This window comes from Bacillus sp. ISL-35 (assembly GCF_018613355.1).
Taxonomy (GTDB): domain Bacteria; phylum Bacillota; class Bacilli; order Bacillales; family Cytobacillaceae; genus Mesobacillus.
Genome location: NZ_JAGGQK010000014.1, coordinates 59,284 through 83,708, shown reverse-complemented (window position 1 = coordinate 83,708; position 24,425 = coordinate 59,284). Strand labels below are relative to the sequence as shown.

21 protein-coding genes are annotated in these 24,425 nt (G+C 42.1%); 13 read left to right on the top strand and 8 right to left on the bottom strand.

Annotated elements, in window-relative coordinates; genetic code table 11:
• Positions 1-48 precede the first annotated feature (48 nt).
• The 6 genes from J7E38_RS18045 to J7E38_RS18020 all read left to right on the top strand — a co-directional run bounded on the left by J7E38_RS18045 (position 49) and on the right by J7E38_RS18020 (position 6,630).
• Positions 49-1,656 (top strand): peptide ABC transporter substrate-binding protein, encoded by a 1,608-nt coding sequence (locus J7E38_RS18045; protein ID WP_214709034.1) that lies wholly within the window; start codon positions 49-51, stop codon positions 1,654-1,656.
• Positions 1,657-1,837: 181 nt separating this feature from the next.
• Entirely contained in the window at positions 1,838-2,758 is a 921-nt protein-coding gene (locus J7E38_RS18040) for a S66 peptidase family protein (protein ID WP_214708489.1), read from the top strand.
• A 19-nt stretch (positions 2,759-2,777) separates the two neighbouring features.
• Positions 2,778-3,884, top strand: coding sequence for a mandelate racemase/muconate lactonizing enzyme family protein (locus J7E38_RS18035; protein ID WP_214708487.1), 1,107 nt, complete (start codon positions 2,778-2,780; stop codon positions 3,882-3,884).
• A complete protein-coding gene (locus J7E38_RS18030) occupies positions 3,871-4,800 on the top strand; it encodes a C40 family peptidase (protein WP_214708486.1) in 930 nt (309 codons plus the stop codon). Before J7E38_RS18035 ends, J7E38_RS18030 begins: the two co-directional genes overlap by 14 nt.
• Before the next feature lie 2 nt (positions 4,801-4,802).
• Positions 4,803-5,813 carry an ABC transporter ATP-binding protein gene (locus J7E38_RS18025; protein ID WP_214709032.1) on the top strand — a complete coding sequence of 337 codons (1,011 nt, stop codon included), beginning with the start codon at positions 4,803-4,805 and terminating at the stop codon, positions 5,811-5,813.
• Between the two features lie 10 nt (positions 5,814-5,823).
• Positions 5,824-6,630, top strand: a complete 807-nt coding sequence (locus J7E38_RS18020; protein ID WP_214708483.1) for a serine hydrolase — start codon at positions 5,824-5,826, stop codon at positions 6,628-6,630.
• A gap of 199 nt (positions 6,631-6,829) precedes the next feature.
• Here the strand turns inward: J7E38_RS18020 and J7E38_RS18015 are convergent, their stop codons facing one another.
• Positions 6,830-8,056 (bottom strand): MFS transporter, encoded by a 1,227-nt coding sequence (locus J7E38_RS18015; protein WP_214708481.1) that lies wholly within the window; start codon positions 8,054-8,056, stop codon positions 6,830-6,832.
• 231 nt (positions 8,057-8,287) lie between these two features.
• On the opposite strand from J7E38_RS18015, the gene J7E38_RS18010 reads away from it, so the two are divergent.
• Both J7E38_RS18010 and J7E38_RS18005 read left to right on the top strand, forming a co-directional pair.
• Positions 8,288-9,160, top strand: a complete 873-nt coding sequence (locus tag J7E38_RS18010; RefSeq protein ID WP_214708479.1) for a carbon-nitrogen hydrolase family protein — start codon at positions 8,288-8,290, stop codon at positions 9,158-9,160.
• A gap of 20 nt (positions 9,161-9,180) precedes the next feature.
• Positions 9,181-9,852 (top strand): GNAT family N-acetyltransferase, encoded by a 672-nt coding sequence (locus J7E38_RS18005; protein ID WP_214708477.1) that lies wholly within the window; start codon positions 9,181-9,183, stop codon positions 9,850-9,852.
• A gap of 340 nt (positions 9,853-10,192) precedes the next feature.
• Here the strand turns inward: J7E38_RS18005 and J7E38_RS18000 are convergent, their stop codons facing one another.
• Positions 10,193-10,552 (bottom strand): hypothetical protein, encoded by a 360-nt coding sequence (locus J7E38_RS18000; protein WP_214708475.1) that lies wholly within the window; start codon positions 10,550-10,552, stop codon positions 10,193-10,195.
• A 212-nt stretch (positions 10,553-10,764) separates the two neighbouring features.
• Here J7E38_RS18000 and J7E38_RS17995 point away from each other — a divergent pair, with 212 nt between their 5' ends.
• Positions 10,765-14,259, top strand: a complete 3,495-nt coding sequence (locus J7E38_RS17995) for a hypothetical protein (protein WP_214708472.1) — start codon at positions 10,765-10,767, stop codon at positions 14,257-14,259.
• 140 nt (positions 14,260-14,399) lie between these two features.
• Positions 14,400-14,948: an HD domain-containing protein gene (locus J7E38_RS17990; RefSeq protein ID WP_214708471.1), complete on the top strand. Its 549-nt coding sequence runs from the start codon at positions 14,400-14,402 to the stop codon at positions 14,946-14,948.
• 52 nt (positions 14,949-15,000) lie between these two features.
• Here the strand turns inward: J7E38_RS17990 and J7E38_RS17985 are convergent, their stop codons facing one another.
• Entirely contained in the window at positions 15,001-15,507 is a 507-nt protein-coding gene (locus tag J7E38_RS17985) for a YhcN/YlaJ family sporulation lipoprotein (RefSeq protein ID WP_214708469.1), read from the bottom strand.
• Positions 15,508-15,674: 167 nt separating this feature from the next.
• On the opposite strand from J7E38_RS17985, the gene J7E38_RS17980 reads away from it, so the two are divergent.
• Complete coding sequence (locus tag J7E38_RS17980; protein WP_214708467.1) at positions 15,675-16,397, top strand: esterase/lipase family protein; 723 nt, start codon at positions 15,675-15,677, stop codon at positions 16,395-16,397.
• Between the two features lie 105 nt (positions 16,398-16,502).
• Here the strand turns inward: J7E38_RS17980 and J7E38_RS17975 are convergent, their stop codons facing one another.
• Positions 16,503-17,567, bottom strand: a complete 1,065-nt coding sequence (locus J7E38_RS17975) for an AI-2E family transporter (protein WP_214708465.1) — start codon at positions 17,565-17,567, stop codon at positions 16,503-16,505.
• Positions 17,568-17,775: 208 nt separating this feature from the next.
• Here J7E38_RS17975 and J7E38_RS17970 point away from each other — a divergent pair, with 208 nt between their 5' ends.
• Together J7E38_RS17970 and J7E38_RS17965 are read left to right on the top strand one after the other, a co-directional pair.
• Positions 17,776-17,922, top strand: coding sequence for a hypothetical protein (locus J7E38_RS17970; protein ID WP_214708463.1), 147 nt, complete (start codon positions 17,776-17,778; stop codon positions 17,920-17,922).
• A 163-nt stretch (positions 17,923-18,085) separates the two neighbouring features.
• Positions 18,086-18,508: a hypothetical protein gene (locus J7E38_RS17965; RefSeq protein WP_214708461.1), complete on the top strand. Its 423-nt coding sequence runs from the start codon at positions 18,086-18,088 to the stop codon at positions 18,506-18,508.
• A gap of 48 nt (positions 18,509-18,556) precedes the next feature.
• On the opposite strand, the gene J7E38_RS17960 is transcribed toward J7E38_RS17965, so the two are convergent.
• The 4 genes from J7E38_RS17960 to J7E38_RS17945 form a co-directional block, all read right to left on the bottom strand.
• Positions 18,557-20,188 (bottom strand): PhnE/PtxC family ABC transporter permease, encoded by a 1,632-nt coding sequence (locus J7E38_RS17960; RefSeq protein WP_214708459.1) that lies wholly within the window; start codon positions 20,186-20,188, stop codon positions 18,557-18,559.
• A 1-nt stretch (position 20,189) separates the two neighbouring features.
• Positions 20,190-20,936 (bottom strand): phosphonate ABC transporter ATP-binding protein, encoded by a 747-nt coding sequence (locus J7E38_RS17955; RefSeq protein ID WP_214708457.1) that lies wholly within the window; start codon positions 20,934-20,936, stop codon positions 20,190-20,192.
• Between the two features lie 9 nt (positions 20,937-20,945).
• Positions 20,946-21,806, bottom strand: a complete 861-nt coding sequence (locus J7E38_RS17950) for a putative selenate ABC transporter substrate-binding protein (protein ID WP_214708455.1) — start codon at positions 21,804-21,806, stop codon at positions 20,946-20,948.
• Between the two features lie 839 nt (positions 21,807-22,645).
• Positions 22,646-24,202, bottom strand: a complete 1,557-nt coding sequence (locus J7E38_RS17945) for an ABC-F family ATP-binding cassette domain-containing protein (protein ID WP_214708453.1) — start codon at positions 24,200-24,202, stop codon at positions 22,646-22,648.
• Positions 24,203-24,425 lie beyond the last annotated feature (223 nt).

The following is a 24,425-nucleotide window of genomic DNA, read 5'->3' as shown; positions in this document are numbered from 1 at the left end:
AAAAACTGATCTACTTAAGGGGGAAACAGAGTGAAGAAGATTTTAACGATGTTAATGGCAGCATTGCTAGTGTTCACGATGGCGGCATGTACCGCCAGTGATGAAGCAGGCAAAGAGACAGATGAAAAAGACAGTGGGGAAAAAGGCATCGAAAAGGTACTTTATCTTAATAACGGCCAGGAGCCAACATCTTTTGATCCGCCAATCGGTTTTGACTCTGCATCATGGAATTCTTTGAACAACCTGATGGAAGGCCTGACAAGACTTGGCAAAGACCATCAGCCTGAAGCTGCGACTGCAGAAAAGTGGGATGTATCTGAAGATGGTAAAACGTACACATTCCATATCCGTAAAGATGCAAAATGGTCTAATGGTGATGATGTAACAGCAAATGATTTCGTGTTTGCCTGGAAACGTCTGCTTGACCCTGCCACTGGATCATCTGCAGCATTCCTGGGCTATTTTATCGAAGGCGGAGAGGATTTTAACAGTGGCAAGGGTTCTGCTGAAAATGTCAAAGTAAAGGCTGTTGACGATAAGACGTTCGAAGTTACTTTGACAAGCCCACAGGCATACTTTCTTAGTGTAATTGCTAATCCGGCTTTCTTCCCGGTCAATGAAAAAGTTGCGAAGGAAAATCCAAAATGGTTCGCCGAAGCGGAATCATTTGTAGGCAATGGTCCTTTCAATCTGGCAAGCTGGGAACATGATACAAAATTCGTCATGGAAAAGAACGACCAGTACTGGGATGCGGAAAACGTTAAACTTGACCGCGTTGAATGGGCGATTGTTGATGACACAAATACAGAATATCAAATGTATCAGGCAGGGGACCTTGACGTTTCAGACGTACCTGCTGAACTGAGCGAAAAGCTTTTTAAAGAAGGAAAGGTCCAGGTTGAAGACCAGGCAGGAGATTACTTCTACCGCTTCAACGTTACGAAGGAACCATTCCAAAACGTTAACATCCGTAAAGCGTTTGCTCTTGCTGTTGACCAGCAAAAGATCGTTGACTTTGTAACAAAGAACAAAGAAAAAGCTGCTTATGGATTTGTATCTCCGGGATTCCAGGATCCATCAGGCAAGGATTTCCGTGAAGTAAACGGAGATTTCAACAAAACAAACGTTGAAGAAGCTAAAGCATTGCTAGAAAAGGGAATGGAAGAAGAAGGTTATTCTGAACTTCCAGACGTTACCCTGACTTATAGCACAGACGATACTCATAAAAAGATTGCTGAGGCATTGCAGCAAATGTTCAAGGAAAATCTGGGAGTGGAAGTCAAGCTAGCGAACATGGAATGGAATGTTTTCGCAGAAGAACAAAAAGCACTGAAGCACCAGCTTTCACGCAGTTCTTTCCTAGCAGATTATGCAGATCCAATCAACTTCCTGGAAAACTTCCAGACTGGACACTCCATGAACCGTACGGGCTGGGGAAATCCGAAGTATGATGAATTGATTCAAAAAGCGAAGAACGAATCTGACGAAACGAAACGTTTTGAATTAATGTACGAAGCTGAAAAGATTCTTTTTGAAGAAGCACCATTCTTCACCGTTCACTTCTACAATCAGGTATATCTTCAAAACGAAGCTGTAACAGGTGTTGTGCGCCACCCAGTAGGATATTTGGAATTGAAGTGGGCCGATAAGAAGTAACGATTCTAAGAAAGGGGTGTTCGTCTTGGAACACCTCTTTTTTTACTAGTACATACTTATTAAATAATATTCTATAACATTCTATAACATATGAATCTTTGTTCTCCCAGAACCATACTGCTTTACATATATCATATGAACAAATCCAAAATAATCCGATGATAAAAGGGAGTTGATTGACATGGCAATTAAGCATGATCGCTTAAATAAAGGTGATACTGTTGCAGTCATTGCGCCAGCAAGCCCGCCTAATAAGGAAAACTTGAAGCGTGGCCTGGACTTTCTTGAAGAACTTGGTCTGAACTATAAATTAGGTAAATCATTGTATGAAGAATATGGTTATCTTGCTGGGGATGATCAAGCGAGGTTGAAAGATTTGCATGAAATGTTCCTTGATGACGAGGTTAAAGCGATTATCTGTGCAGGAGGCGGATATGGCACGGCTCGAATCGCATCATCTATAGACTATAAACTAATTGAAAAAAATCCAAAGATATTCTGGGGGTACAGTGATATCACTTTTTTACACACAGCCATACGGCAGCAGACCGGCATCGTCACATTCCATGGTCCGATGCTTGCCTCCGATATCGGAAAAGAAGGCGCCCATCCACTTTCCAAAGAGACATTCCGACAACTATTCCAGCCGACAGACTTGCAATATGATCAGGATCTTTCGAAAATAGAAGAATTAGTAAAAGGTTCTGCTGAAGGCCCATTGGTCGGCGGTAATCTGTCACTCCTTTCAAGTTCGATGGGAACGCCATTTGAAATTGATACAAAGGGCAAGATTCTGTTGATTGAAGACATTAATGAAGAACCACGGGCTGTAGATCGCATGCTTAATCAGTTGTATATGGCAGGGAAACTGCAGGAGGCCTCCGGAATCGTTTTAGGTGACTTCAATAATTGTGTTCCGGAAAGGGAGCTGTCGTTATCCCTGGAGGAAGTCATCGAACACTATGTTAAGCTCGCGGGCAGGCCTTCACTAAAGGGGTTTAAAATGGGGCATTGTTCTCCGCATATTGGAGTTCCATTCGGAACGATTGCGAGAATGGATACTGTAGAAAAAAGGTTATTCGTCGAGAGTGGCATTAACTAGTACCGAAGGAGACAAGGAAATGATTATTGAAAAGATTGAGACATTCCGGACAGCGGTCCCTCTGAACAAGCCTTTCAAAACGGCTCTCCGCACAGTTACGGTAGCTGAAGCGATTTTTGTTAAAATCACCTGTGATAATGGGATTGTTGGCTGGGGTGAGGCACCTCCGACTCTGGTTATTACTGGAGACAGTCTTGCTGGCATTGAAGCAGGAATCAATGATGTAATCCGCCCTTTCTTATTAAATCAAAATCTTCTTGGCTATGAAGCTATCTTCCAGGGATTAAAAACGATTCTTGTCAATAACACGAGCGCGAAGGCAGCTGTAGATATGGCATTGTACGATTGTATATCTCAACATAGCGGTCTTCCACTCTATCAATTTCTTGGCGGCTTCAGGAATGAAATTGAAACGGATTTTACTGTCAGCGTGAATAGTCCCGCAGAGATGGGTGAGGATGCAGTAGAATACGTGAGGAATGGATTCAATGTCCTTAAGGTTAAGGTAGGTATTGGCGAGATATCTACAGACATGGCGAGGATCAAGGAAATCCGCAACAGGGTCGGCAAAGAGATCAAAATCCGTCTGGATGCGAACCAGGGGTGGAAACCAAAGGATGCAGTCAGGGCGATTCGAAGCATGGAGGATGCAGGTCTGGACATCGAACTTGTAGAACAACCCGTAAAAGCGGAGGACCTCGACGGCCTGAAACAGGTCACCGATTCGGTTGATACATTGATCATGGCCGACGAAAGTGTATTTTCTCCAAAACAGGCATTTGAAGTGATCAGAAGGAGAAGTGCAGACCTGATTAACATAAAGTTAATGAAATCAGGCGGAATTTATCAGGCTCAAATCATCAACCAGATGGCTGAAACGGCCGGCATCGAATGCATGGTAGGCAGTATGATTGAAACCAAGCTTGGTATCACGGCTGCTGCCCATTTTGCCGCCAGCAAGAAAAACATCACCCGTTTTGATTTTGATGCACCGTTAATGCTTGCAAAAGAATCGATTTCTGGCGGCATAAAGTATAATGGCAGAAAGATAGCACTTCCGGAACGAACAGGTCTCGGGATTGAACAAGTCCTTTTAGAAGGAGGAATGATGAATGGAAAGCAATAATTTTTGGCTCGTCAATGTCCCGGTAGCAACTCTATGGACTTCATATGATTCTTCAAGGGAAATCGATGAAGAGGCAGTATCAGGAACTGTTAAAATTGAAGAGTGGCTGGAAAAGCTAACCTATGAACCGAGACTGCAATTATGTGATGACAACCTCGTTCAATCACAGGTTTTATTCGGCCAGGAGGTTCTGATCATTGATGAAAAGGATGATTGGGCTCATGTCTTAATCCCGGACCAGCCGTCAGGTAAAGACAAAAGAGGTTATCCGGGCTGGATCCCAAAAGCTCAGCTGATTCAACAGTCTGATTGGTATACAAAGAAGGGGCAAGTCGCTGTGGTAACATCCAAGAAAGCATTGCTTTACTCAGAGCAAAATGAAAAGTTGATGGAATTAAGCTATCAGACAATGCTGCATGTCGTTGAGGATGTCGTCGACCGCATCCGAGTCAAGACGCCAACTGGAATTGGAATTTTACGTACAGAGGATGTAGAAATCCATCCATCTGAAAAAGAAATTCCTCAAAGGAATGGTGATGCGATCGTTGCAGCTGGCGAACAATTCCTTGGGCTGCCTTATCTGTGGGGAGGCATGAGCAGCTATGGGTATGATTGTTCTGGATTCACCTACAGTATATGCCGGGCCAATGGCTACATTATTCCGAGGGATGCGCATGAACAGGCAGCAGCCGGGTTGAACATCGAAATTCAGGATATCCTGCCAGGTGATTTGCTTTTCTTCGCATATGAAGAAGGGAAAGGACAAATTCATCATGTAGGCATTTATTACGGTGATGGAAAGCTTCTGCATTCTCCTAATACCGGCAAAAAAATCGAAATTATTGCGCTCAAAGGAACAATCTATGAAAAAGAACTCTGTGCAGCTAGACGCTACTGGATGAATACGGAGGCATAATGATGAAAAATGAAGTTCTATTAAGTGTCAGAGATTTGAAAAAGCATTTCAGTATGAGTAAAAATGAAGTATTGAAAGCTGTAGACGGTATATCCTTTGATATTTATAAAGGTGAGACATTCGGGCTTGTTGGAGAATCCGGTTGTGGCAAATCCACTGCCGGAAGGACCATGATTGGCCTTTATGACCGTACAGATGGAGAAGTCATTTTCAATGGCAAGAATGTCCATACATTATCTGAAAAAGAGAAATTCCAATTTCACAAGCAGATGCAAATGATTTTTCAGGATCCGTACGCATCTTTAAACCCGAGATCCACAGTCAAAGAAATCATAGCTGAACCAATGGAAGTCCATGGATTATTTCCAAATAAGAAGGAACGTCTTGAACGCATCTTTCAACTGCTCGAGGATGTTGGCCTGAATCGGGATCATGCCAATCGTTATCCCCATGAGTTCAGCGGTGGTCAGCGTCAAAGGATAGGAATAGCAAGAGCACTTGCGCTTGACCCGGATTTCATCATTGCGGATGAGCCGATTTCAGCCCTGGATGTATCTGTACAGGCGCAAGTAGTGAACCTTCTGAAACGGCTCCAAGAGGAAAAAGGGTTGACATATTTATTCATCGCCCATGACCTTTCTATGGTTAAGCAAATAAGCAACAGGATTGGTGTCATGTATCTTGGCCACATCGTCGAGCTGACCGCGAGCAGCCAGCTGTATAATAAACCGCTTCACCCATATACCCAGGCATTATTATCGGCCATCCCAATTCCCGACCCTGATGTAGAAGACCAAAGAGAACGCATCATTCTTGAGGGAGAACTGCCTAGTCCAATGGATCCGCCAAGCGGATGTGTTTTCAGGACAAGATGCAAACACGCAATGGAAGTCTGCGCCGAGAAAAAACCGGTATGGCAGGAAATCGATAAGGACCATTTTGTAGCTTGTCATCTATATAATGAGGATGTAACTAACGATGGGAATAAGGAAATGCTAGTAAATATCAGATAAGGGTTTTGGTATGATGCACATTGAAAAATTAGAGGATCAATTAGCAAAAGAACTCGCCAGGTGGAAAGGCCGGGCGAGTTTGTTTTTAGAAATTGAAGACAGAATCATAGAGTTTAACAGCAACGAAGTTTTCCAGTCAGCGAGCTTGATTAAACTGCCTATCTTGTTTGAGGCTTTGAGGCAGCTGGAGGTTGGAATCCTGCAGCCAGACAGGCTGATAAGTGTCAGGGAAGAAGACAAAGTGGGTGACACAGGGGTCCTGCAAGCAATGAATACGAAGCAAATATCCGTTCATGACCTGTTGACCCTTATGATCATCGTTTCTGATAATTCGGCAACTAATTTGGTTATCGACCTGCTTGGGATGGAACGAATCAATTCGACAATCTCAACAATCGGGATGAAAAAAACCGTTTTGAAGCGGAGAATGCTGGATTTCAAATCTATTCGAGACGGTAACGATAATCTCACCACTTCTGCTGATATCGTTCTTTGCCTAAAAGAAGCTGCTGAAGGCCAATGGTTAACAAAACCATCCAGTCATCGATTCAATGCTTTGCTCCTTCAGCAGCAGTTTAAGGAAAAACTGCCTGCTTATATGAATCAATCATTATTAAGCATTGGAAACAAGACTGGAGAATTGTATGGTATTGAGCACGATTGTGCTGTTATCACTTATGGAGACAGAAGAGCATACGCCGCTGTCTTGATCGATGGCCTGGAGGATAATGAGACAGGAAAATCGATGATCCGACAAGTTGGGAAGCTGATTAATAGCTATATATCAGGCATTCCGACAGTAAAAACCACAGATTGATAGCTTTCGATATTATAATGATATAAGTTGCTAGCAGTTTGATATGGGATAGTTATTGTTTTTGACTGCCCGTGAATTATCAAGTGCAAGCGGATTTGTAAGGATAATATAACACGCTTGGTTTTAACCCTAAGATTCTCTACAGTTAAAAAAGAACGAGGATTCGCTCTCGTTCTTTTTTCATGTCTGCAGTTCTTCATCAAGTAACCTTTTGAAGCAATTTTGCTTTCTCCTCATGCAAGCTGTACTTAAGAGCCCAAAAAATGAAGATCGCTCCGGCTAATATATACAGCATTCCGCCAAATAACCCAACCCATCGAGGGCTGTACCATTCTAACGCTGTTCCAGTAAGAAGCATTGAGATCCCTATGAATGTGTTCGACATCATTGACGTTAAACCAAAATACATTCCGTGCCACTTTGGAGGTATGGTTTCCATTGCTACCGTATCAACGAGTGTGTTACCAATTCCGCTGAATATAGCTGTGATTCCAAAAAGGATAGCTGCCATCCAGAAAAGTTTGCTCTGGCTTATAGCAGAAAGAAATAATCCTTCACCAATGATACACAGGAAAGAAACAAGCAGATAACGGTTTTTTATTAATCTGGTTAACATTGGACTGATAATCAGTCCTAATCCAAGAATACTATACAAAATGCCGACTCCTAAATCTTGCATGCCGAATGTTTCTACGGCATATACGCTTAACAATACGTTTTTTATGCCGTTAATCAGCGGTATGATCATTTCAAACAGCATAAGCATGATCAGGAAAGAAGAAGTGGCAATAACCGGTAACAGGTCATGGTAACTTTCCTGTTTTTCTGTCTTAATAAACCGGGGCCTTGTCTGGTGCCCTGTTTTAGGCAATGTCGATATAATCCAGCCGGCGCCTAGAAAGGATGCAATGTTGATAAGAAAAGCAGCTTTTGCCCCGAGGAAATATGAAACAATCCCGCCACTAAAGGCCCCGATTACCAATACTAAGCCTATTAACACCTGTTCCCATGCATTCACTTCCTTTAAGTTTTTAGCAGATACGAGGACAGGAATACTAGATTTCCTGATTGGTGAATAGATGGCCTCACCGGAAGCGAGGAAGAAGGATGCGGCATACACAATCCACATATCATCCGCACTGTTGATTGCCAGAAAAGATAAAGCAATAAATGCTCTTGCGATATCTGTTATGACCATCACGTTTTTTCGGCCCATTTTTCTTGAGAGGCTGCTGCTGATTGGACTGAAAAGCAAAAAAGGAATCATTCTGAGGGCCATCGTTATCCCGACAGCGAGACCTGACCCTGTCATCTGGAGAATTAATGTCAGCAGGGCCACCTGACTGAAGCGGTCTCCAATACCATTTATAATCCCGGCAAGGAATAGCTTTCGATACCAATTTTCTGTTTTTAGAGTATAAAACATATTATCCCTCTTTATAATTAGAAGTATATCTAATTAGATTATATTCTAATTTGTAAAAAGATGGAACCATTATTTAGTGTTCGATTTTCATATTGTAAAAAGGTTTAAATCTGGTTGATTTTTTAATCAAAAAATATATCCAAAGAAAATAAAATGTACTATAATGATTTTCGTATTTCCGAAGTTTTGAATTCAAGAAGCTATTTCTTTATGATACAGGGGGAATGATGGGTGAAAATGAGAGTTTCTGCAGTCCAATACCATCTTCACACGATCAGGTCGTTTGAAGAGTTCGCTCAGCAATGTGAGCATTATGTTAAAACAGCACAGGAATATGGTTCTGAGTTTGTATTGTTTCCTGAGTTCTTCACTACTCAATTGTTATCAATCGGCAGTGAGCAGGGTACAAGGCTGACCATCAATGAACTCCCTGGTTTTACTGAACAATATTTAGACCTGTTCCAGAATTTTGCTTTAGAAACAGGCATGCATATCATCGGCGGGACACATGTCATCGCAAGAGAAGGAAAATTGTATAATGTCGCACATATGTTTTATCCCGATGGCAGGATCGTTGAACAGGCTAAGCTCCATATTACGCCAACTGAAGTAAATGAATGGAATATGAGTGCGGGAGAGGATTTCAGGGTATTTGATACAGAAAAGGGACGAATCGCTCTTTTGACTTGCTATGATATTGAGTTCCCGGAAATTGTGAGAATGGCTAAAGCAAAAGGCGCTGATGTTATATTTGTTCCATCCTGCACGGATGACCGCCATGGTTTCCATCGTGTTCGTTATACTAGCCATGCACGGGCAATCGAAAATCAGGTTTATGTAGTTTTAACCGGCACAGTCGGTGCATTGCCAACAGTTGATTTTATGCGTGCGAACTTTGGTCAGGCGGCAGTCATCACACCAAATGATATCCCGTTCCCTCCTAAAGGCCTTCAGGCAGAAGGGGAACTGAACGATGATATGATTATTACTGCTGACCTGGACCTCGAACTTTTGTACGAAGTCCGGGAGCGAGGTTCTGTGACAACTTGGCGTGACCGTCGAACAGATTTATATCCAGACTGGGAAAAAGCAGAAAAAATCTAACTCGAGAAGGAGCAGATTAGATGGAGTATATCCGTGTTAGCAGCATTGAAGATCCCCTTTTTGCCAAACTCCATAGCTTAATGAAAGAGGTATTCCCTCCTGAGGAAGTTTTGGAATTTGAACTATGGAAAGAACCGCTTGAAGATCCGGGAATCCGTGTTTTTGTTGCCGTCGATGAAGATGAAGTCGTTGGTGTGACTGAATACCGTTATTACCCAGACTGGAACATCGCAATGACAGACTTCACGATTGTCGGCAAACCGGGCCTTAGCATTGGGCGCTTCCTTGCCAATAAAAGAATGAGTGATCTGCAAAGCCTTGCAGCTGAGCAGGGTGTAGAATTATTCGGGATGTTTGCTGAAATTTATGATCCTTATCGTAAAACAGACCACGAGTTTGGCGGCGTAAAAACAATGGATCCATTTGTTAGGCGCGAAGTTCTTTCACACCTGGGATATAAGCGATTGGATATAGATTATGTCCATCCTTCATGGGAAAACGACGGAGAAGCTGTAGAAGGGCTGGATTTATGCTTCATGCCTGGTGACGAGGAAACCAATGAATTACCGGCAGCGTTAATCACAGACTTCTTGACGACTTATTATTCTGTACTGGAAAAGAAGCCAGAAAAATGGATTAAGATGGTGGAGCAGCTCAAGGGTAAAGAAACAGTGGCCTTACTGCCTTTATAATTCATGGACCAGCAGTGATTGGAACTGCTGGTCTTTTTAATGTGCAAGCGGGATGAATTGATGTATGGCAGAAGCAATATCTGCTTTGTGCAGCCGTTAAAGGATGGAACCATTTGGTTTTATCTTTTTTTTTGCCCAAATGCGTTAAATGGAAGATACAGTGAGTGTCCGCGTGAGGCATACACTAATGAACACTACTAGTACCTGGTGATAATTTTATCTTTATTTATTGTTGCAGAACGCTTAAAAACCACAAAAATTTGAAATTGTTATATTAGAAAACGCTATTGTTATTTCAGTATAACGTTTCTAAGTCAATAAAAAAACGGCCTAAACCGTTTTAAAATGCGTATTGGAAAATTCCATAATATAATGGTGCAACTGTAATTAAGCCACTTAATTTCGCTGCCAGCGGCATTGGTTCCTCATCCTCATCTAAGCCGAAATCACCGGCAAAACGTTCAGCAAAGAAAATCGTAAATACTGCATCCCAGAGCAGTCCGAAGATAAAAACCATTTTCCACACCAAAGGTACCAGCATTTCCGTTTCTGTCACATATCCGAATAGACCAAGCCAGGTTATGATCGAAACAACAAAATCAAATCTAGTGATATTGTTCTTGTATTTGCCTTTAATTAAAAACCAGATTGCTGTTGTCCCGAGGAACCCCAGATAAATTACCCATAAAAAATCAGCCATTTTATAACCTCTATATCTCTTATTATTTTTTGTGGTTTTATATTATTACCTATGCCACTTAGCTATTATAAAGGGATTTCGTTATGAAAGGAACAGTGTTTGTCGAAAAATGATGAATGGAAATCACTGATTAAATATTGAATTATTTTATAAATTGTGTAAAATTACACTAAATGATAATAATAGGATTATACAGGAACAGGGGGATGAAAATGGAACTTACTCCTAAAGAGGAAAGGCGGAGAATCTTCCGTGATGAGCTCTACCATTTAAAAGAGCTAGGTTATGTTTCTGCACAGGAATATGACACTATCGCTGAAGCCCATAATGAATATTTTCTTGATTTGCTTGCCAGGGAACAACAAGAGAAAGAGAAGGTAACAGGTAGAAACCCGGATCATCATAGTATCAAAACGGTAAAATCAAAACAGCAGATCAAACACCCAAGTGATGTTCATCTTTCAACTGAAATTGAAATGGAAACGAAGCCGAAATCCGTTCCGGTGAAAATCAAGCCGAAGAAAACAGCAGAAGAAATTCGGGAACGGAATATTTCCTGGTCATTGAATATAGGGGTAATTATGCTGTTAATCGGCGGCCTGTTCGTGGCGACAAGCAATTGGGACACAATGACCCCCTGGATGAAAGCTGGATCGATCGCCCTTGTCTCCGGGTTATTTTATGGTCTTGCCTATATAAGCTACACTGTGCTAAAAATTGAAAAAACCGCATTCGCGTTTGTGGTACTTGGAAGTCTGTTTTTGCCAATTTTCACTTTGTCGCTGGGATGGTTTGAATTGCTAGGCCCTTATTTATCATTTTATGGTGATGGACGATTCATTTTAGGGACGATCAGCAGTTCAATTTTGATTCCGATTTATTTTATGCTTGCAAGGAGACTATCATCAAGATTATTTGTCTGGTTTACACTTATTTCATCTTCGATTGCCGCTGCTTACGTGCTGAGGGCAACAGGCCTTGAATCAGATGGATTTTATCTTGGTCTGGTGATTTTCAATGCATTGTTGATCACGGGGTATCATCAGCTCAAAAAGAAAGGCAGGCTGCCGCTTTTCACAAAGGAACTTGCCATTTATTCACAGGCAAACTTAGTTTTATCGACATTGTTGATGCTCTTTTTCTATGAGAATCATTTTTTCAATGGATTCAGTTTGATTTTAACTTCCATTGTTTATCTATCGATGATTTTTGTGATTGGCCAAAAGCAATACCATTTTGTGTTCAGTACTATGTTAGTTTATGGTGTCTATCAAATCTTAGAAAATTGGCATATTACAGAAGTAAGTGCGATCGGCTATGCGCTTCTTGGATTTGTTTTTCTGTTCGTGCCGAGATTGTTCGGGGACCAATTCGCTTTGAAAAAGGCTTTCCAAATAACAAGTGCAGTTGTGTCAGGACTTGCGTTCGTCTTCATTACAGCTGAAGGACTGATGCTGCACTCGGAAAATCCGTCCCTGGTTTTATTTACAGCTTACCTGCTGATTGCAGCGAATTTCATTTATCTTGCAAATACAAATAGAAATATAATCTTTGAATATTTAAGTCCGTTATTTCTAGCTTCCGCATTGTTTGAAATGGTGTTGCAGTTGCAAAACTGGCTAGGGTTCGAGAATCTGACCCTGCCGTTATACTTTATCGGACTGGTCCTTTTTATGACCTCTGGCTGGCTGCTTCAACTTAAGCAGCTTCAGGTGATTAAAACAAGCTCGCGGGATGTTGGGTTGTTGATCATGCTTTTTATGGTCCTTATTACTTTTTCGATGTTTGTATGGTGGGAACTAGGCCTTATGTTCATGCTCACGAGCTTTGTATTCTATATCATGCGGAAAATTGATTCTAGAGCGCTTATCCCTATCTTGGCGCAGTGGGCTGTCCCTGTCTCCCTTGGCTTGGCTGTTGCCTCATTTGGAGAGGAAATCAGGACACAAACAAGCATGTATGACGATTTTTTTGGCATGGCAGGAAACTTTGCGATAGCAGGAATCTTGCTTTTAGCTGCCCACATGGCATTTAAGAAAATAAAAGATTCCGTTCTTGCCAAAAGTTCCTTCTTCACTGCTCATGGTTTTTATGCTGTCAGCCTGTTCCTTACGTTCGTCTCACCTATTGACAGCATATATGGAGAGTCACTCATCTGGTTTGGCGGCATCTTCATGTCACTGCTGCTTTACTTTGCAGTCAGGGAAAGAATATTAGCGTTTTTGCCGGGAGTTATTATCCTTGTCTGGTATCTGATCACTGTAAATTCAATTAGTGAAGAGATCATATTCTTCACTGACATAGCAAAGTCACTTTTAATGCCATCAGGAGGCTGTCTGCTGCTGGGCATGGCAGCGCTACTGCGGGTTAAGGAAAAGCTGTTGGCAGAGGGTTTTGCCTGGGTTGGGAATATTTATTTAATTCCTCTCATGGCATTTAACTTTATATTCTTTTCTGAGAATGCAGTCTGGAGCTATCTGGTCGCAACAGCTGTATATGCCGCCAGCGTAATGTTCGCAAAAAAAGAATGGATGATCAAATCCTTCCTGTATGGCGCGTTCACTACATTATTTTTGGCAACCTGGACTGGCATAAGTAATTTTGCGACAGCAGAATCGAGTCAATATGCTTTTCTGGCCGTCAGTATGTTGATCACAGTCTTCTGGTTCTTTTCATCCAGGGATTATAAAAAAAGAGCACAGTTTTATCTGATTCCGTTTTCGCTTTTGGGAATCTCAAGCTTTCTCGTCGCTTATCCATATACATGGCTTTTATATAGTATAACGGTTGGTTATGCGGTGATGGTACTATTCCTGCTCCACCGATTTAAGTGGGATTTGGTTGCCATTGCACCGTTGCTGATGATTTTTTACGGAACAATCCAGATAATGTTCCTGTCAAATCTTCATGTCTTTTTCGAGATTGCCATTCTGGCTGCATACGGCGTCTCGACTGTTTTACTGGGAACATGGCTGTATAAAGATTTTTGGGAGAGTGGCGGTGCTTACGGGCTAAAAAGTCTTGATGCCTTTTCAATCGTTGGTTTCCTGTTCATCTGCTCCATCGCACCACTTCACACTGAAACGTACTGGGCACTGATTGTCCATGGGCTGCTTGTTTCAGGAGGTTTATGGCTTCAGAGAAACAGGATCAACGGTGTGGATTCTGTGTGGATCCGTTTTTTGGCAGGAGCTTATTTGCTGGTTCCTTATTATACAGCCATTGAGCAAATGGAAATTCCAGCTTTATTAGAAAGGGAAGCGTACGTACTGCCATTCATAGTGCTGGCCATCTTCATGCGCTTGATGTTCAGACAGCGGCATGCAAAGATTACGAGCTATATTCAATGGGCAATTCTCGTGCTTGTCTCTCTGCTGCTCATTCAGGATGGGCTGGCTAGCAACACGGTCTATGATGCGTTGATCATTGGTTCTTTATCGCTTGTTTCCATGCTTGCGGGTATGTGGCTGAGGGTCAAAGCCTATTTCTTTGTAGGAGCAGGGGTTTTGCTCTTAAACGTGTTCCTGCAAACAAGGCCTTTCTGGGGAAACCTTCCGTGGTGGGGTTACCTCCTGATTGCTGGTTCGATCCTTATCATTGTCGCGAGTTTTAATGAATGGAACAAACAAAAGGGCGCTAAAGGAGAGAAAACCTTTTTAGTAAGGGTGAAAGAGAGTATAAGAAAGAGGTTGAAGGACTGGAATTAACGACAGCTGCCGGCAAAGGGACCCCTTTGCCGGCCTTTTTTGACGTTAGTAAGATAGGGAAGGTTTTAAATGTGCATTTTTCCTTCACTTCTGTTAACATTCATAAAAATAAGCAAATCACTATAGAAGGAGGTCAGCCTATGAGAGATGTCACTCTTTTGGATATATATGAACACCATATTGCCCAAAAGTATTTGAAGCGTTCTGGAATGGCGCATGCAATTGCAGTTGCCTATCATGCGTTCCAGCTTGCCAAAGAGCATAAAGTGGATGTAGATATGGCTGCCAAAGCTGGGTTCCTCCACGATATCGGCCATTTCACCTGGTACAGGAACGGAAAGTGGGACTACGAGTTATACCGGAAGAACGATATCCATCCGATAAAGGGAGCAGAAAGAGCACACAAGCTCCTGATCAGACTGGGAGAAAACCCCGTACAGGCGAAAGCCACTTCACTTGCCATCCTTTTCCATACAGATTCTTTTTTGCCTTCGAATGACATTGTCCGGACGCCGCTTCAAAAAGTCGTGAAATGGGCAGATGAAAAAGACGAAGAAGAAGGCGGTAAACATCATTACCGAAAAATAGATCAAGACCGGGCAAAACAAAGTATTATCCGGCTTGATAAAATGATTGATGAAGAATTATCGAAAGGGGCGGACGGCGGGGAAACCAGTCTGCCTGTTTAAGAGTTGTTAAGGGCACCGGATATACCCCGATGCCCTTTCATTCCATCTTAATTTAACGATTGGCAGGAAAAGTTCTTTCTATCGTCCCATTAAAATCTTCAGCAAGCCCCGGGATGGGTCTTCCGCTCTGCAGCTGCTCCCGATAGTCTGTCATTTCCACAACAAAATCTGCATTTGATGATACATACACTTCCGAAATACTTCCATCGGCGGCTTTAATTTGGCTGGTGATCTCATCGTACACGTCGTCTGGAACAGAATCTGTATTGCCATCCTCCAGCACAACGGCAACATAGGCTTGTCTCTGGACAGAAATAACGGCAGCACTCTGCACATCTGGGAGCTTTACTACTTGATCCTCTAAGTCATCCTCGACCTTCATCCTGTATGTCTGATTATAAGAAGCAGAGCGATATTCCTCATTAACATTTTGAATTCGCGGACCATTTCCGCCGTAAGCCTGAGGATTTCCTGCTCCTTCATCAGTATAAGTATCGCATCCAGCAAACAAAATGGCCGGCACAAAAAGTGTTAACATTGACAAGTTGATGCGTTTCATTGGCAAATCCTCCCTTATATCAAATTGGGAATAGACTGCCCAAATAAATCCCTTTTTATACGGTTTCAAATTTAATCTTGGTGAATTCATATTTTTTATTATGGAATTTTACGAAATCAATGCCATAAGATTTATAGATTATATAATTTGGAGGATTGATATTAATAATGATCAGGGGATTTATAAGTTTATCTGTTTCGATTGTCCTTCTTTTTGTTCTTGTTTCACCCGCCGGTGCAGCCAAGAGAGTTCCGGTGGCTTCTGACAAAGACCCTGTTGTATTTGTCCATGGCTTCACTGGTTCATCTTCGAGTTATGATGACATGAGACAATGGCTGGTCAGCCAGGGATGGCCAGCAAATTATCTGTTTGCTATCCAATATTCGGATACAACGGGAAGCAATGTAAAGAACGCGTATGAATTGCAATCGTTTATTAAAAATGTCCTTCGGCAGACAAAAGCATCGAAAGTAGACATAGTCGCCCATAGTATGGGTGGATTAAGCACTCGCTATTATGTGAAGTACCTTGATGGTGCCCAGAAAGTTGATGATGTCATAACTTTAGGTTCACCTCATCATGGAACCAATTCTTCTTATTTTGGCTTATGGACAGAGGGAGCAAGGGAAATGGTGCCAGGTAGTGCTTTCCTGAATGATTTAAACAGTGTTGATGAAACACCAAATGGAAATGATTCTACCTCAGTTATCCAATATACATCGATATTCAGCAGTGCCGATACGGTCATTAACCCGTATACGAGTTCGATTATTGATGGAGCAAATAATGTGGAAATCAGCGGTGTTAGCCACAGTGGACTGCTTACAGCATCTTCCGTTCGACCGCTGATTCTTAATGGACTCCAGGATGGCGGGCAGAATTCAAATTAAGGATAATTAAGAAAACATTTTAGCTTCAAGGCACACGAAACAGATAAAGATTACAATTTCAATAACAGAAAAGACAGCCAAAGGAATCTGGCTGTCTTTTTCAAATTAAATCTTTTTATCTCGAAGCTTATAAAACTTCCAAACATCCTTGATTACGATTTTAACCACAGAATAAAGTGGTATGGCGATCAGGATTCCAATGAAGCCATACAATGAGCCGGCTGCAATCAAAATCAGGATGACGGTAATTGGATGGATGCTTAGCTTTTTCCCCATCACCTGCGGAGTGACAAGATTACCTTCCAGCTGCTGCACGACCACCAGTACAATGAGTACCTTCAGTGCCATAAATGGACTGTTCGTCAATGCAATGAACAGTGCCGGAATGATTCCTAGAAGAGGGCCTAAAAATGGAACGATAGTTAAAAACATTGCCAAAATCGCAAGCAAGAGAGCGTAGTCCAAGCCGATAAATAAATATCCTAAATACATTAAAATTCCGTCAACCAGTGCTATGATAAATTGTCCTGTTACATAGGTGAACAAGGTTTTATCAATATCCGTTAAAATTTTGTTTCCTTCCTGTACATGTTCACTGGGTATATGCTTTAGAATATATGGTCTTAATTTTTCATCATCCTTCAGGAAGAAGAAAGCCAGAAAAGGAACTACGACCAGAACAGTTGCAATACTTGTAATCACGGAGAACAATGTCATGATATTTTCCCCAAGATTTTGTGAAAGCTTGCTTAAATAATTCAAAGCCTTCTGCTTGATTTCATCTGCCTTTATTCCCATTTGATTGTCATTGATGACTTTTTGGGATTCTTCTGTAACTTCATCGATTTTTTCAGGAAAATTTTCTGTCAGGCTGCTAATCTCTTCTCCCAAAAGGGAGCCTGCAAAATAAGACAAGCCTGTAAATAATCCTGCTACAAGGGCGAACACGATTAAAATACTGACGATTTTAGGGAGATAGCGGCTGATCCATTGGACAGGCTTGCGCAGTATATAATATAGCAGGCCTGAAATCAGGACCGGAAAGAAAATAGCGATTATAAAATTTTGCATAGGCGAAACGAAGTAATCAATTTTACCAAAAAGAAAGATGATAAGCAGAATCAGGATGATACCTGTCGCATACTTAAAAAAAGGACGTTGAACCCACATTTCATTACCCCCTGGATTGTATATCTCCTATTTACTTCCCTTAAAGGTCTATTGGTTAAACAATGGTTGTCATATTGTGGACAGCTGCTGCATATATTTTTAAAAATTGGTAGTTTGATCGTTTATTTTACGGGTAAATATTTGGGTCTAAGGAAAATGGAATTACAGCATTTGCCAATGGTCATCTTGTGTGTAAAGGGGTCTCTGTATGGTTGCAGTAGAAGAACATCTTTTGTTTATCAAGGAATTAGGCCGGTTGTTCGATGAATATGCAATTTGTGAAGACAGTGAACTGAAAAACGAGATCTATAAAGACATTCAGTTAATAGGAGAAGCGATTAACATTAGCAACTAACATAGATTCTGGCAGGCCATTGATAATGGGCCTGCCGTTTTTATTTTATTCGTCTGGGAGTCATGGGTAGGTAATGAAAAAGTCGAAGTTATCAAGGATTTTTGGAAAATCGGCTGCACTTTCGTCATATATATGAAACAAGCATATGAAAGGGGAGGGTTTAATGGGAATTGACCTTTCAAAAGATCAATTTTTGACGCTTGTCAAGCTGCTGCAGCTTGGGAATTGGCCGCTTGGACTGACTGAAGCAAACCATGAACTGGCAGAAAAAGCAGAGGATCTTGAACAGTATATTTTTTCCCTGGCCAGGGATTTTGAAGCGGGTGAAGAAATTTACTTTGATAACGAAGAGGAGTATTACTATCTTTCTGATAGCCTTAAAGAAACAGTCGAAGCGATTATCGATGAATATGAGGAAGATGTTTTTTGGGACCAGCTTACGCATAAACTGGCAACCATCGATTTGAAACGCGAAGTCAATTTCAATGCAACAATTGAAGAAAAAATCAATCGACTGTTCCAGCTGAAGGCGCGTTATGAAAAATACTTCCTTGAAAATGGACTGGACAAGATGGATCTTCTATAAGGTGATTCTAGATCTGAAAGAATAAACCCGGCCTGTAAGAGGCCGGGTTTATTTGATGAAGAATCTTGCTTTTTCCGAAATATAATCTGCAGCGAAGACAAGAACAAGATAGAAGAACAGTAATAGTGTGATATCAGTATAATGGAAGAAGCTCATGCTTAGCTTGAATTGCTGGCCAAGTCCGCCTGCTCCAACGAAGCCAACAACGATAGTGGTCCGCATGATAACTTCCCAGCGATATAGTATATACGTCAGGAAGCGGGGGAGCGCAGCCGGCAGGACACCATATAATAAAATTTGAACCCTGCTTGCCCCGCAGGCCGCCAGATTCCTTACTGGGCGGGAATCTAAATCCTCTACGACCTCAGCCAAAAGCTTGCCTAGAATTCCGTAATTATGAAGGGCAAGTGCTATCGCGCCAGGCAAAATTCCAGGCTTGAAAATAAAAATGATAATCATGGCCCAAACAAGTTCCGGCACAGCCCTTGTGAAAATATAGCCAGCCCGCACAATACCGAATGACAGCCATCCATGCCATTTTTTTGACAGTGTAAGCGACCCGTCTGCCACATTCCTGGCTGCAGGAATCATTGTTAATATGGCGGCAATGGTGGCAAATCCGGTGGCCAATATACTCATCACCAATGTCTCCCATGTAAGGGAAAAAGCAGTGGCCCAGCTATCGATGCTCAGAAAAGCAGGGTGATCTTCACCAATCCCAATTAGCCCTTTAAAGAACTGACTGGAGTAATGGAGATTTTCTTTTGTGAATAACATCGTCAGGCTTGCATTTTCTATCGTGAAAATGGATAGCCAGGATCCAAAGGTGAGAAGTATCATTGAAAAGAAAGAGATCTTCAGCTGATTTTTCACTCTGTTTGCTGAATTCAGGTTTTTCCTTAAGAGATTGCTCCAGACATCGATGAGGATGACAAGAAGGATCAGGAAAAACACAAAGGTCCAGACTTCATTATACTGTAAATCATCGAGGCTTAGTTGTATTTGGTAGCCGAGCCCGCCGATGCCAACAAAACTCATGATGGCTGATGAGCGAACCGCGCATTCAAAGCGGTACATGGCATAGCTGACAATACTTGATCTGACCATTGGAAGGTAGCCGTACATTATTGTCTGCAATTTTCCTGCGCCAGCAGCTTCCAATGCCTTGATTGGTCCAGTTGGTACGTCTTCAAGCATGTCTGCAAAGATCCTGCCAAGAATTCCCCCGTAGGGAATGGCCAGTGCGAAAATGGCGGCGAAGGGGGACAGTCCGATTGAGGCAACGAATAGCCATGCCCACACAAGCTCGTGGATTGCTCTCATGAAACCAAGCTGACCTCTAAAGAATGCTTTTACATGGCGCTTGTTTTTTAAATTAGAGACCAGGACTCCAGAAGCAAGGATTCCCCAGAAAAAAGCGATAATCAGGGCGAGACTCATCCCCGCCACTGCATAGCTTAGCGTGGTCCAGTTGGACTCCAGGGCTAGCTGCAGGATATCCTTTGATAAATCTGGACTGAAAAATGCTGTTGCAATTTGTTTGGCGGTTTTCAGTCCTCCGCCATGAAATAAGTCCTGGCTCCAATGTATGGATGTCAGACTCCAAAGAAAGGCCAGCAAGAGGAGAAGGCTTAGAATCTTTCTTTTATGAAGTTCGAAATTCCACCAGCTTCTCTCCATGTTACTCATGCTCCTTCAGTTTGTACAAGCTGGCCATTTGGGCGTCTGTGACTGATGAGGCAGGCAGGTCGAAGAAAATCTGCCCATCTTGTAAAGCGATCAATCGATCGAAGTACTTTTTTGCGTAATCAACGGAATGCAGACTGGCAATCAATGTCTGATTTTCCTCAGATGCAATTTTGACAAGGAGTGCCAGGATGTCTTCAGCACGAGCAGGGTCAAGTGATGCAACAGGTTCATCCGCCAGTACGATTTCAGGACTCTGGACAAGCAGCCGGGCAAGGGCAACACGCTGCTGCTCCCCACCTGAAAGCGCGGAAGTTCGTTCATATAGTTTTTCTCTCAGACCTACTCGTGTAAGAGCCCGTATTGCATCATCCTTATCCTGAGGAATCAACATGGATAGGAGAGATTTCATAATGCCCCATTCTGACAATTTTCCTGCAAGCACATTATGAATCACTGGCAATTCCCCTATAAGATCAAACTGCTGGCGAATGATTCCGATCTTTTTGGCCCGTTTCTTCTGGTCGTTCATTTCTGCCAACGATTGGCCATCAATCAGAATTTCCCCTTGATCGGGTGTTAAAGTAGCGGCAAGCAGATTCAGCAAAGTCGTCTTTCCTGCACCACTTGGCCCGATCAAAGCGATTAATTCACCCTTTTTTACCGACAAAGAAAGGGAAGATAAGGCTATCTTCCGCTCGTAAACTTTTTCTATATTTTTTACATCAATGAATTCGCTCATGAAGTCCACCTACTTGATGATCTTTAGTTGCTTGGCGACCTCTTCGATTGCTTTATAATTTTCATTATTTGTTTCAATGAATCGATCGGTTTGCAGTAATTCCATAATTTCATTGTCTTCTTTAGTCATTGATAGAATTGCATCTTTAACTTTCTTTTTTGATTCTTCATCGGCGATGTTGATAGTCCAGTTGTAGTCAAAGTACTCAGGTGTTGTGTAGAAAACTTTCACCTTTGATTCATCGACCTTGCCTTCTTTAACAGCAGCTTCCCATACAGAAATATTCAATGCTCCTGTCTCATAGGCTCCTGATTCAACTAGCTTATAAGTTTTATCGTGGGATCCTGAGTAATTAGGTTTCCCATCAAGGTCTTGATCAGCGTCAATGCCTGCTTCCATCATGAAGTAACGCGGCATCAGGTGTCCCGAAGTTGAACTTTCGCTGCCAAATGTAAAAGATTTACCTTTTAAATCTTCAAGACTATCAATCGCACTATCTTTTTGGGCAATAAAAACTGATTTGAATTTTTCATCAATCGGCCTTTGTGCAAATGCTTCAGCCTCTGGAACTAAATTTCTCGCCTGGACACCCGTCAATCCGCCAAACCATGCAAGCTGAATTTCTCCGCGTTGAAAAGCAGTTACCAAAGCTGAATAATCCACCGAAGGGACGTACTCAACATTCATTCCGGTTTTTTTGCCCAAATCTTTTGCGAAGTCTTCCATGCTCCTGTTCAAATCCGCGGCGTTTTGATCGGGAATCGCGCCGATTTTGATTGTTTCCTTCTTCGCTTCGTCGCTGTTATCTCCTGAACAGCCAGAAAGAGCAGTTATCAGCAGCAGGGCTGCCACGATCATTAGTTTTTTCATTTTCTCATCACCTATATAAATATTTTTTATAACCTTTATAAAATTTATCAATAACCAGTCAATAACTCAATACATTTCGTCAACTTTTTTCCTGGAAGGTGGGATATACTTGGCCAGAGCTGAGTCGGTAATTTGTTCCTATTTGGTTTTTATCTGTGGAGTGTGAGGGTATGGACAATCCTGCTTCTATTTAGATAGTTTTTGTCAGAAGGCTGCTATGGTTCGGACATTTGATTGGGTTTTAAATGGCATTTTGTCTGAAGTAGGTTCAAGTTCGGACATTTCAGTCCCTTTCCGAGGAGATTTTGTCCGAAGTAGGGGGAGGTTCAGACATTTCAAGGGTTATTTGTTGAGGTTTTGTCTGAAGTAGGTGCAAGTTCGGTCATTTCAGTCCCTTTCTTATGGGATTTTGTCCGAAGTAGGTGGAGGTTCAGACATTTCAAGGGTTATTTGTTGAGGTTTTGTCTGAAGTAGGTGCAAGTTCGGACATTTCAGTGGCTTTCCGATGGGATTTTGTCCGAAGTAGGTGGAGGTTCAGACATTTCAAGGATTATCTGTTGAGGTTTTGTCTGAAGTAGGTGCAAGTTCAGACATTTCAGCTGCTATCTGATGAGCTTTTGTCTGAAGATGGTACAAGTTCGGACATATCGGTAGCTTTCAAAAAGTTTTTTGTCCGAAGTAGGGAATAGTTTAGACAATTCTACCTCTTTCCGTTGAGATTTTGTCTGAATTCCTTCTAGGTTTGAATTTTTCAGCCGAAGTAGAAGGATGGATCAAATACAGAGTTGATAATACACAATAAACCTGCTGGTTCATGTACCAGCAGGTTTATTCTTTGATTAGTTATTAGCATTTGCTGCCCATTCTTCCACGTTCCAAACTTTTGTAACCCAATCTTCGTAGAAATCAGGTTCGTGGCTGACCAGGACGATTGTTCCTTTATATGCTTTTAGTGCGCGTTTTAATTCTTCTTTTGCTGTGATATCCAGGTGGTTTGTCGGCTCGTCGAATAACAGCCAGTTACTTTCGTTCATAAGCAGCTTGGTCAGGCGTACCTTTGCCTGCTCGCCGCCGCTCAGCTGATTGAGGGGGCGTGAAATATGTTCGTTCTTTAGACCGCTCCTGGCCAGTGCAGCCCTTACCTGATGCTGGTCCATACCAGGGAATTCACTCCACAAATCTTCAATTGGAGTAATGCTACCTGCTTTAACTTCCTGTTCAAAGTATGAAGGGAAGAGGAAATCGCCTCGCTCGATTTTGCCGCTCAATGGAGGAATCTTTCCAAGCATGGTTTTCAGTAAAGTTGATTTCCCGACTCCATTCATACCAACAAGGGCAATCTTTTCACCGCGCTCGATTGTAACGGACAGTTTCGGAAGCAGCGGATGCGTGTAGCCGATTTCGAAATCTGTGCCTTCGAATACATAGCGGCTGCTAGCGCGTGATTCTTTGAACTCAAAAGTCGGTTTTAAAGCAGTCTCTGGTCTGTCGATCCTTTCCATGCGATCAAGTTGTTTTTGGCGGCTCTTCGCACGGCCGGTTGTCGAATAACGAGCTTTGTTTTTTGCGATGAAATCTTCTTGTTTCTTGATGAATTCCTGTTGTTTTTCATATGCGTTTAGATGCTGGTTCTTGTTAATCTCAGCTAATTCCAGGAATTTTTCATACGTCGCAGTGTATCGTGTCAGTTTTGAAAACTCCAGCTGGAAAATGACGTTGGATACCTGGTTCATGAACTCTGTATCATGCGAAATCAAAATGAAAGCGTAAGGATACTCTTTCAGGTACCTGGTCAACCACTGAATATGCTCAACGTCAAGATAGTTCGTCGGCTCATCCAGCAGAAGCACCTTGGGCTTTTCAAGCAATAGTTTGGCAAGTAAGACCTTCGTGCGCTGTCCGCCGCTCAATGCAGATACATCCCGGTCGATGCCTATTGCGTCAAGGCCAAGACCTCTCGCCGCTTCTTCCACTTCGATATCAAGTGAGTAAAAACCTCCAGCATCTAGAGCATCCTGGATTTCCGCCATTTCCTCGAGCAGCTGTTCCAGTTCCTCTGGAGTGGCATCTGCCATTTTGCCGGTAACTTCGTTCAGCTCTTCTTCCTTTTTAAAAAGAGGAAGGAAGGCATCACGTAACACATCGCGGATTGTTTTTCCTGGAGATAAAACTGTATGCTGGTCCAAATAACCGTACTCAACACCCGGTGTCCATTCTACTTTTCCCGAATCGTGGATCAGTTGTCCGGTGATGATGTTCATGAGGGTGGACTTCCCGACACCGTTTGCGCCAACCAGGCCGACATGGTCCTCAGCTAGCAGACGGAATGACACATCTTTAAAAAGCGTGCGATCCCCAAATGTATGGCTCAAATTTTCTACATTCAATAAACTCATTGTTTAAATCCTCGCTTTATCTATTTTCAGTTCATTCATTCATAATCACATTCATTAATCATACTAAAATCTTTGCTTTTGTTCTAGAGTTTTGTGGGCAGGAAGTAATGGAAACGAAGAATTTAATAGTTGTGGAAATTTACCTACTTCGATATTCGTAACAATTACCATCGTCTTAGGAATTTTTTGTAAAATTAGGAACTATTAACTGAATTTACAAAAT

Bases quoted from the DNA above. Each gene is read 5' to 3' on its own strand.
- J7E38_RS18045 (WP_214709034.1), top strand. From the start codon at position 49: ATGTTAATGGCAGCATTGCTAGTGTTCACGATGGCGGCATGTACCGCC.
- J7E38_RS18040 (WP_214708489.1), top strand. From the start codon at position 1,838: ATGGCAATTAAGCATGATCGCTTAAATAAAGGTGATACTGTTGCAGTC.
- J7E38_RS18035 (WP_214708487.1), top strand. From the start codon at position 2,778: ATGATTATTGAAAAGATTGAGACATTCCGGACAGCGGTCCCTCTGAAC.
- J7E38_RS18030 (WP_214708486.1), top strand. From the start codon at position 3,871: ATGGAAAGCAATAATTTTTGGCTCGTCAATGTCCCGGTAGCAACTCTA.
- J7E38_RS18025 (WP_214709032.1), top strand. From the start codon at position 4,803: ATGAAAAATGAAGTTCTATTAAGTGTCAGAGATTTGAAAAAGCATTTC.
- J7E38_RS18020 (WP_214708483.1), top strand. From the start codon at position 5,824: ATGATGCACATTGAAAAATTAGAGGATCAATTAGCAAAAGAACTCGCC.
- J7E38_RS18015 (WP_214708481.1), bottom strand. From the start codon at position 8,056: ATGTTTTATACTCTAAAAACAGAAAATTGGTATCGAAAGCTATTCCTT.
- J7E38_RS18005 (WP_214708477.1), top strand. From the start codon at position 9,181: ATGGAGTATATCCGTGTTAGCAGCATTGAAGATCCCCTTTTTGCCAAA.
- J7E38_RS18000 (WP_214708475.1), bottom strand. From the start codon at position 10,552: ATGGCTGATTTTTTATGGGTAATTTATCTGGGGTTCCTCGGGACAACA.
- J7E38_RS17995 (WP_214708472.1), top strand. From the start codon at position 10,765: ATGGAACTTACTCCTAAAGAGGAAAGGCGGAGAATCTTCCGTGATGAG.
- J7E38_RS17990 (WP_214708471.1), top strand. From the start codon at position 14,400: ATGAGAGATGTCACTCTTTTGGATATATATGAACACCATATTGCCCAA.
- J7E38_RS17985 (WP_214708469.1), bottom strand. From the start codon at position 15,507: ATGAAACGCATCAACTTGTCAATGTTAACACTTTTTGTGCCGGCCATT.
- J7E38_RS17980 (WP_214708467.1), top strand. From the start codon at position 15,675: ATGATCAGGGGATTTATAAGTTTATCTGTTTCGATTGTCCTTCTTTTT.
- J7E38_RS17975 (WP_214708465.1), bottom strand. From the start codon at position 17,567: ATGTGGGTTCAACGTCCTTTTTTTAAGTATGCGACAGGTATCATCCTG.
- J7E38_RS17970 (WP_214708463.1), top strand. From the start codon at position 17,776: ATGGTTGCAGTAGAAGAACATCTTTTGTTTATCAAGGAATTAGGCCGG.
- J7E38_RS17965 (WP_214708461.1), top strand. From the start codon at position 18,086: ATGGGAATTGACCTTTCAAAAGATCAATTTTTGACGCTTGTCAAGCTG.
- J7E38_RS17960 (WP_214708459.1), bottom strand. From the start codon at position 20,188: ATGGAGAGAAGCTGGTGGAATTTCGAACTTCATAAAAGAAAGATTCTA.
- J7E38_RS17955 (WP_214708457.1), bottom strand. From the start codon at position 20,936: ATGAGCGAATTCATTGATGTAAAAAATATAGAAAAAGTTTACGAGCGG.
- J7E38_RS17950 (WP_214708455.1), bottom strand. From the start codon at position 21,806: ATGAAAAAACTAATGATCGTGGCAGCCCTGCTGCTGATAACTGCTCTT.
- J7E38_RS17945 (WP_214708453.1), bottom strand. From the start codon at position 24,202: ATGAGTTTATTGAATGTAGAAAATTTGAGCCATACATTTGGGGATCGC.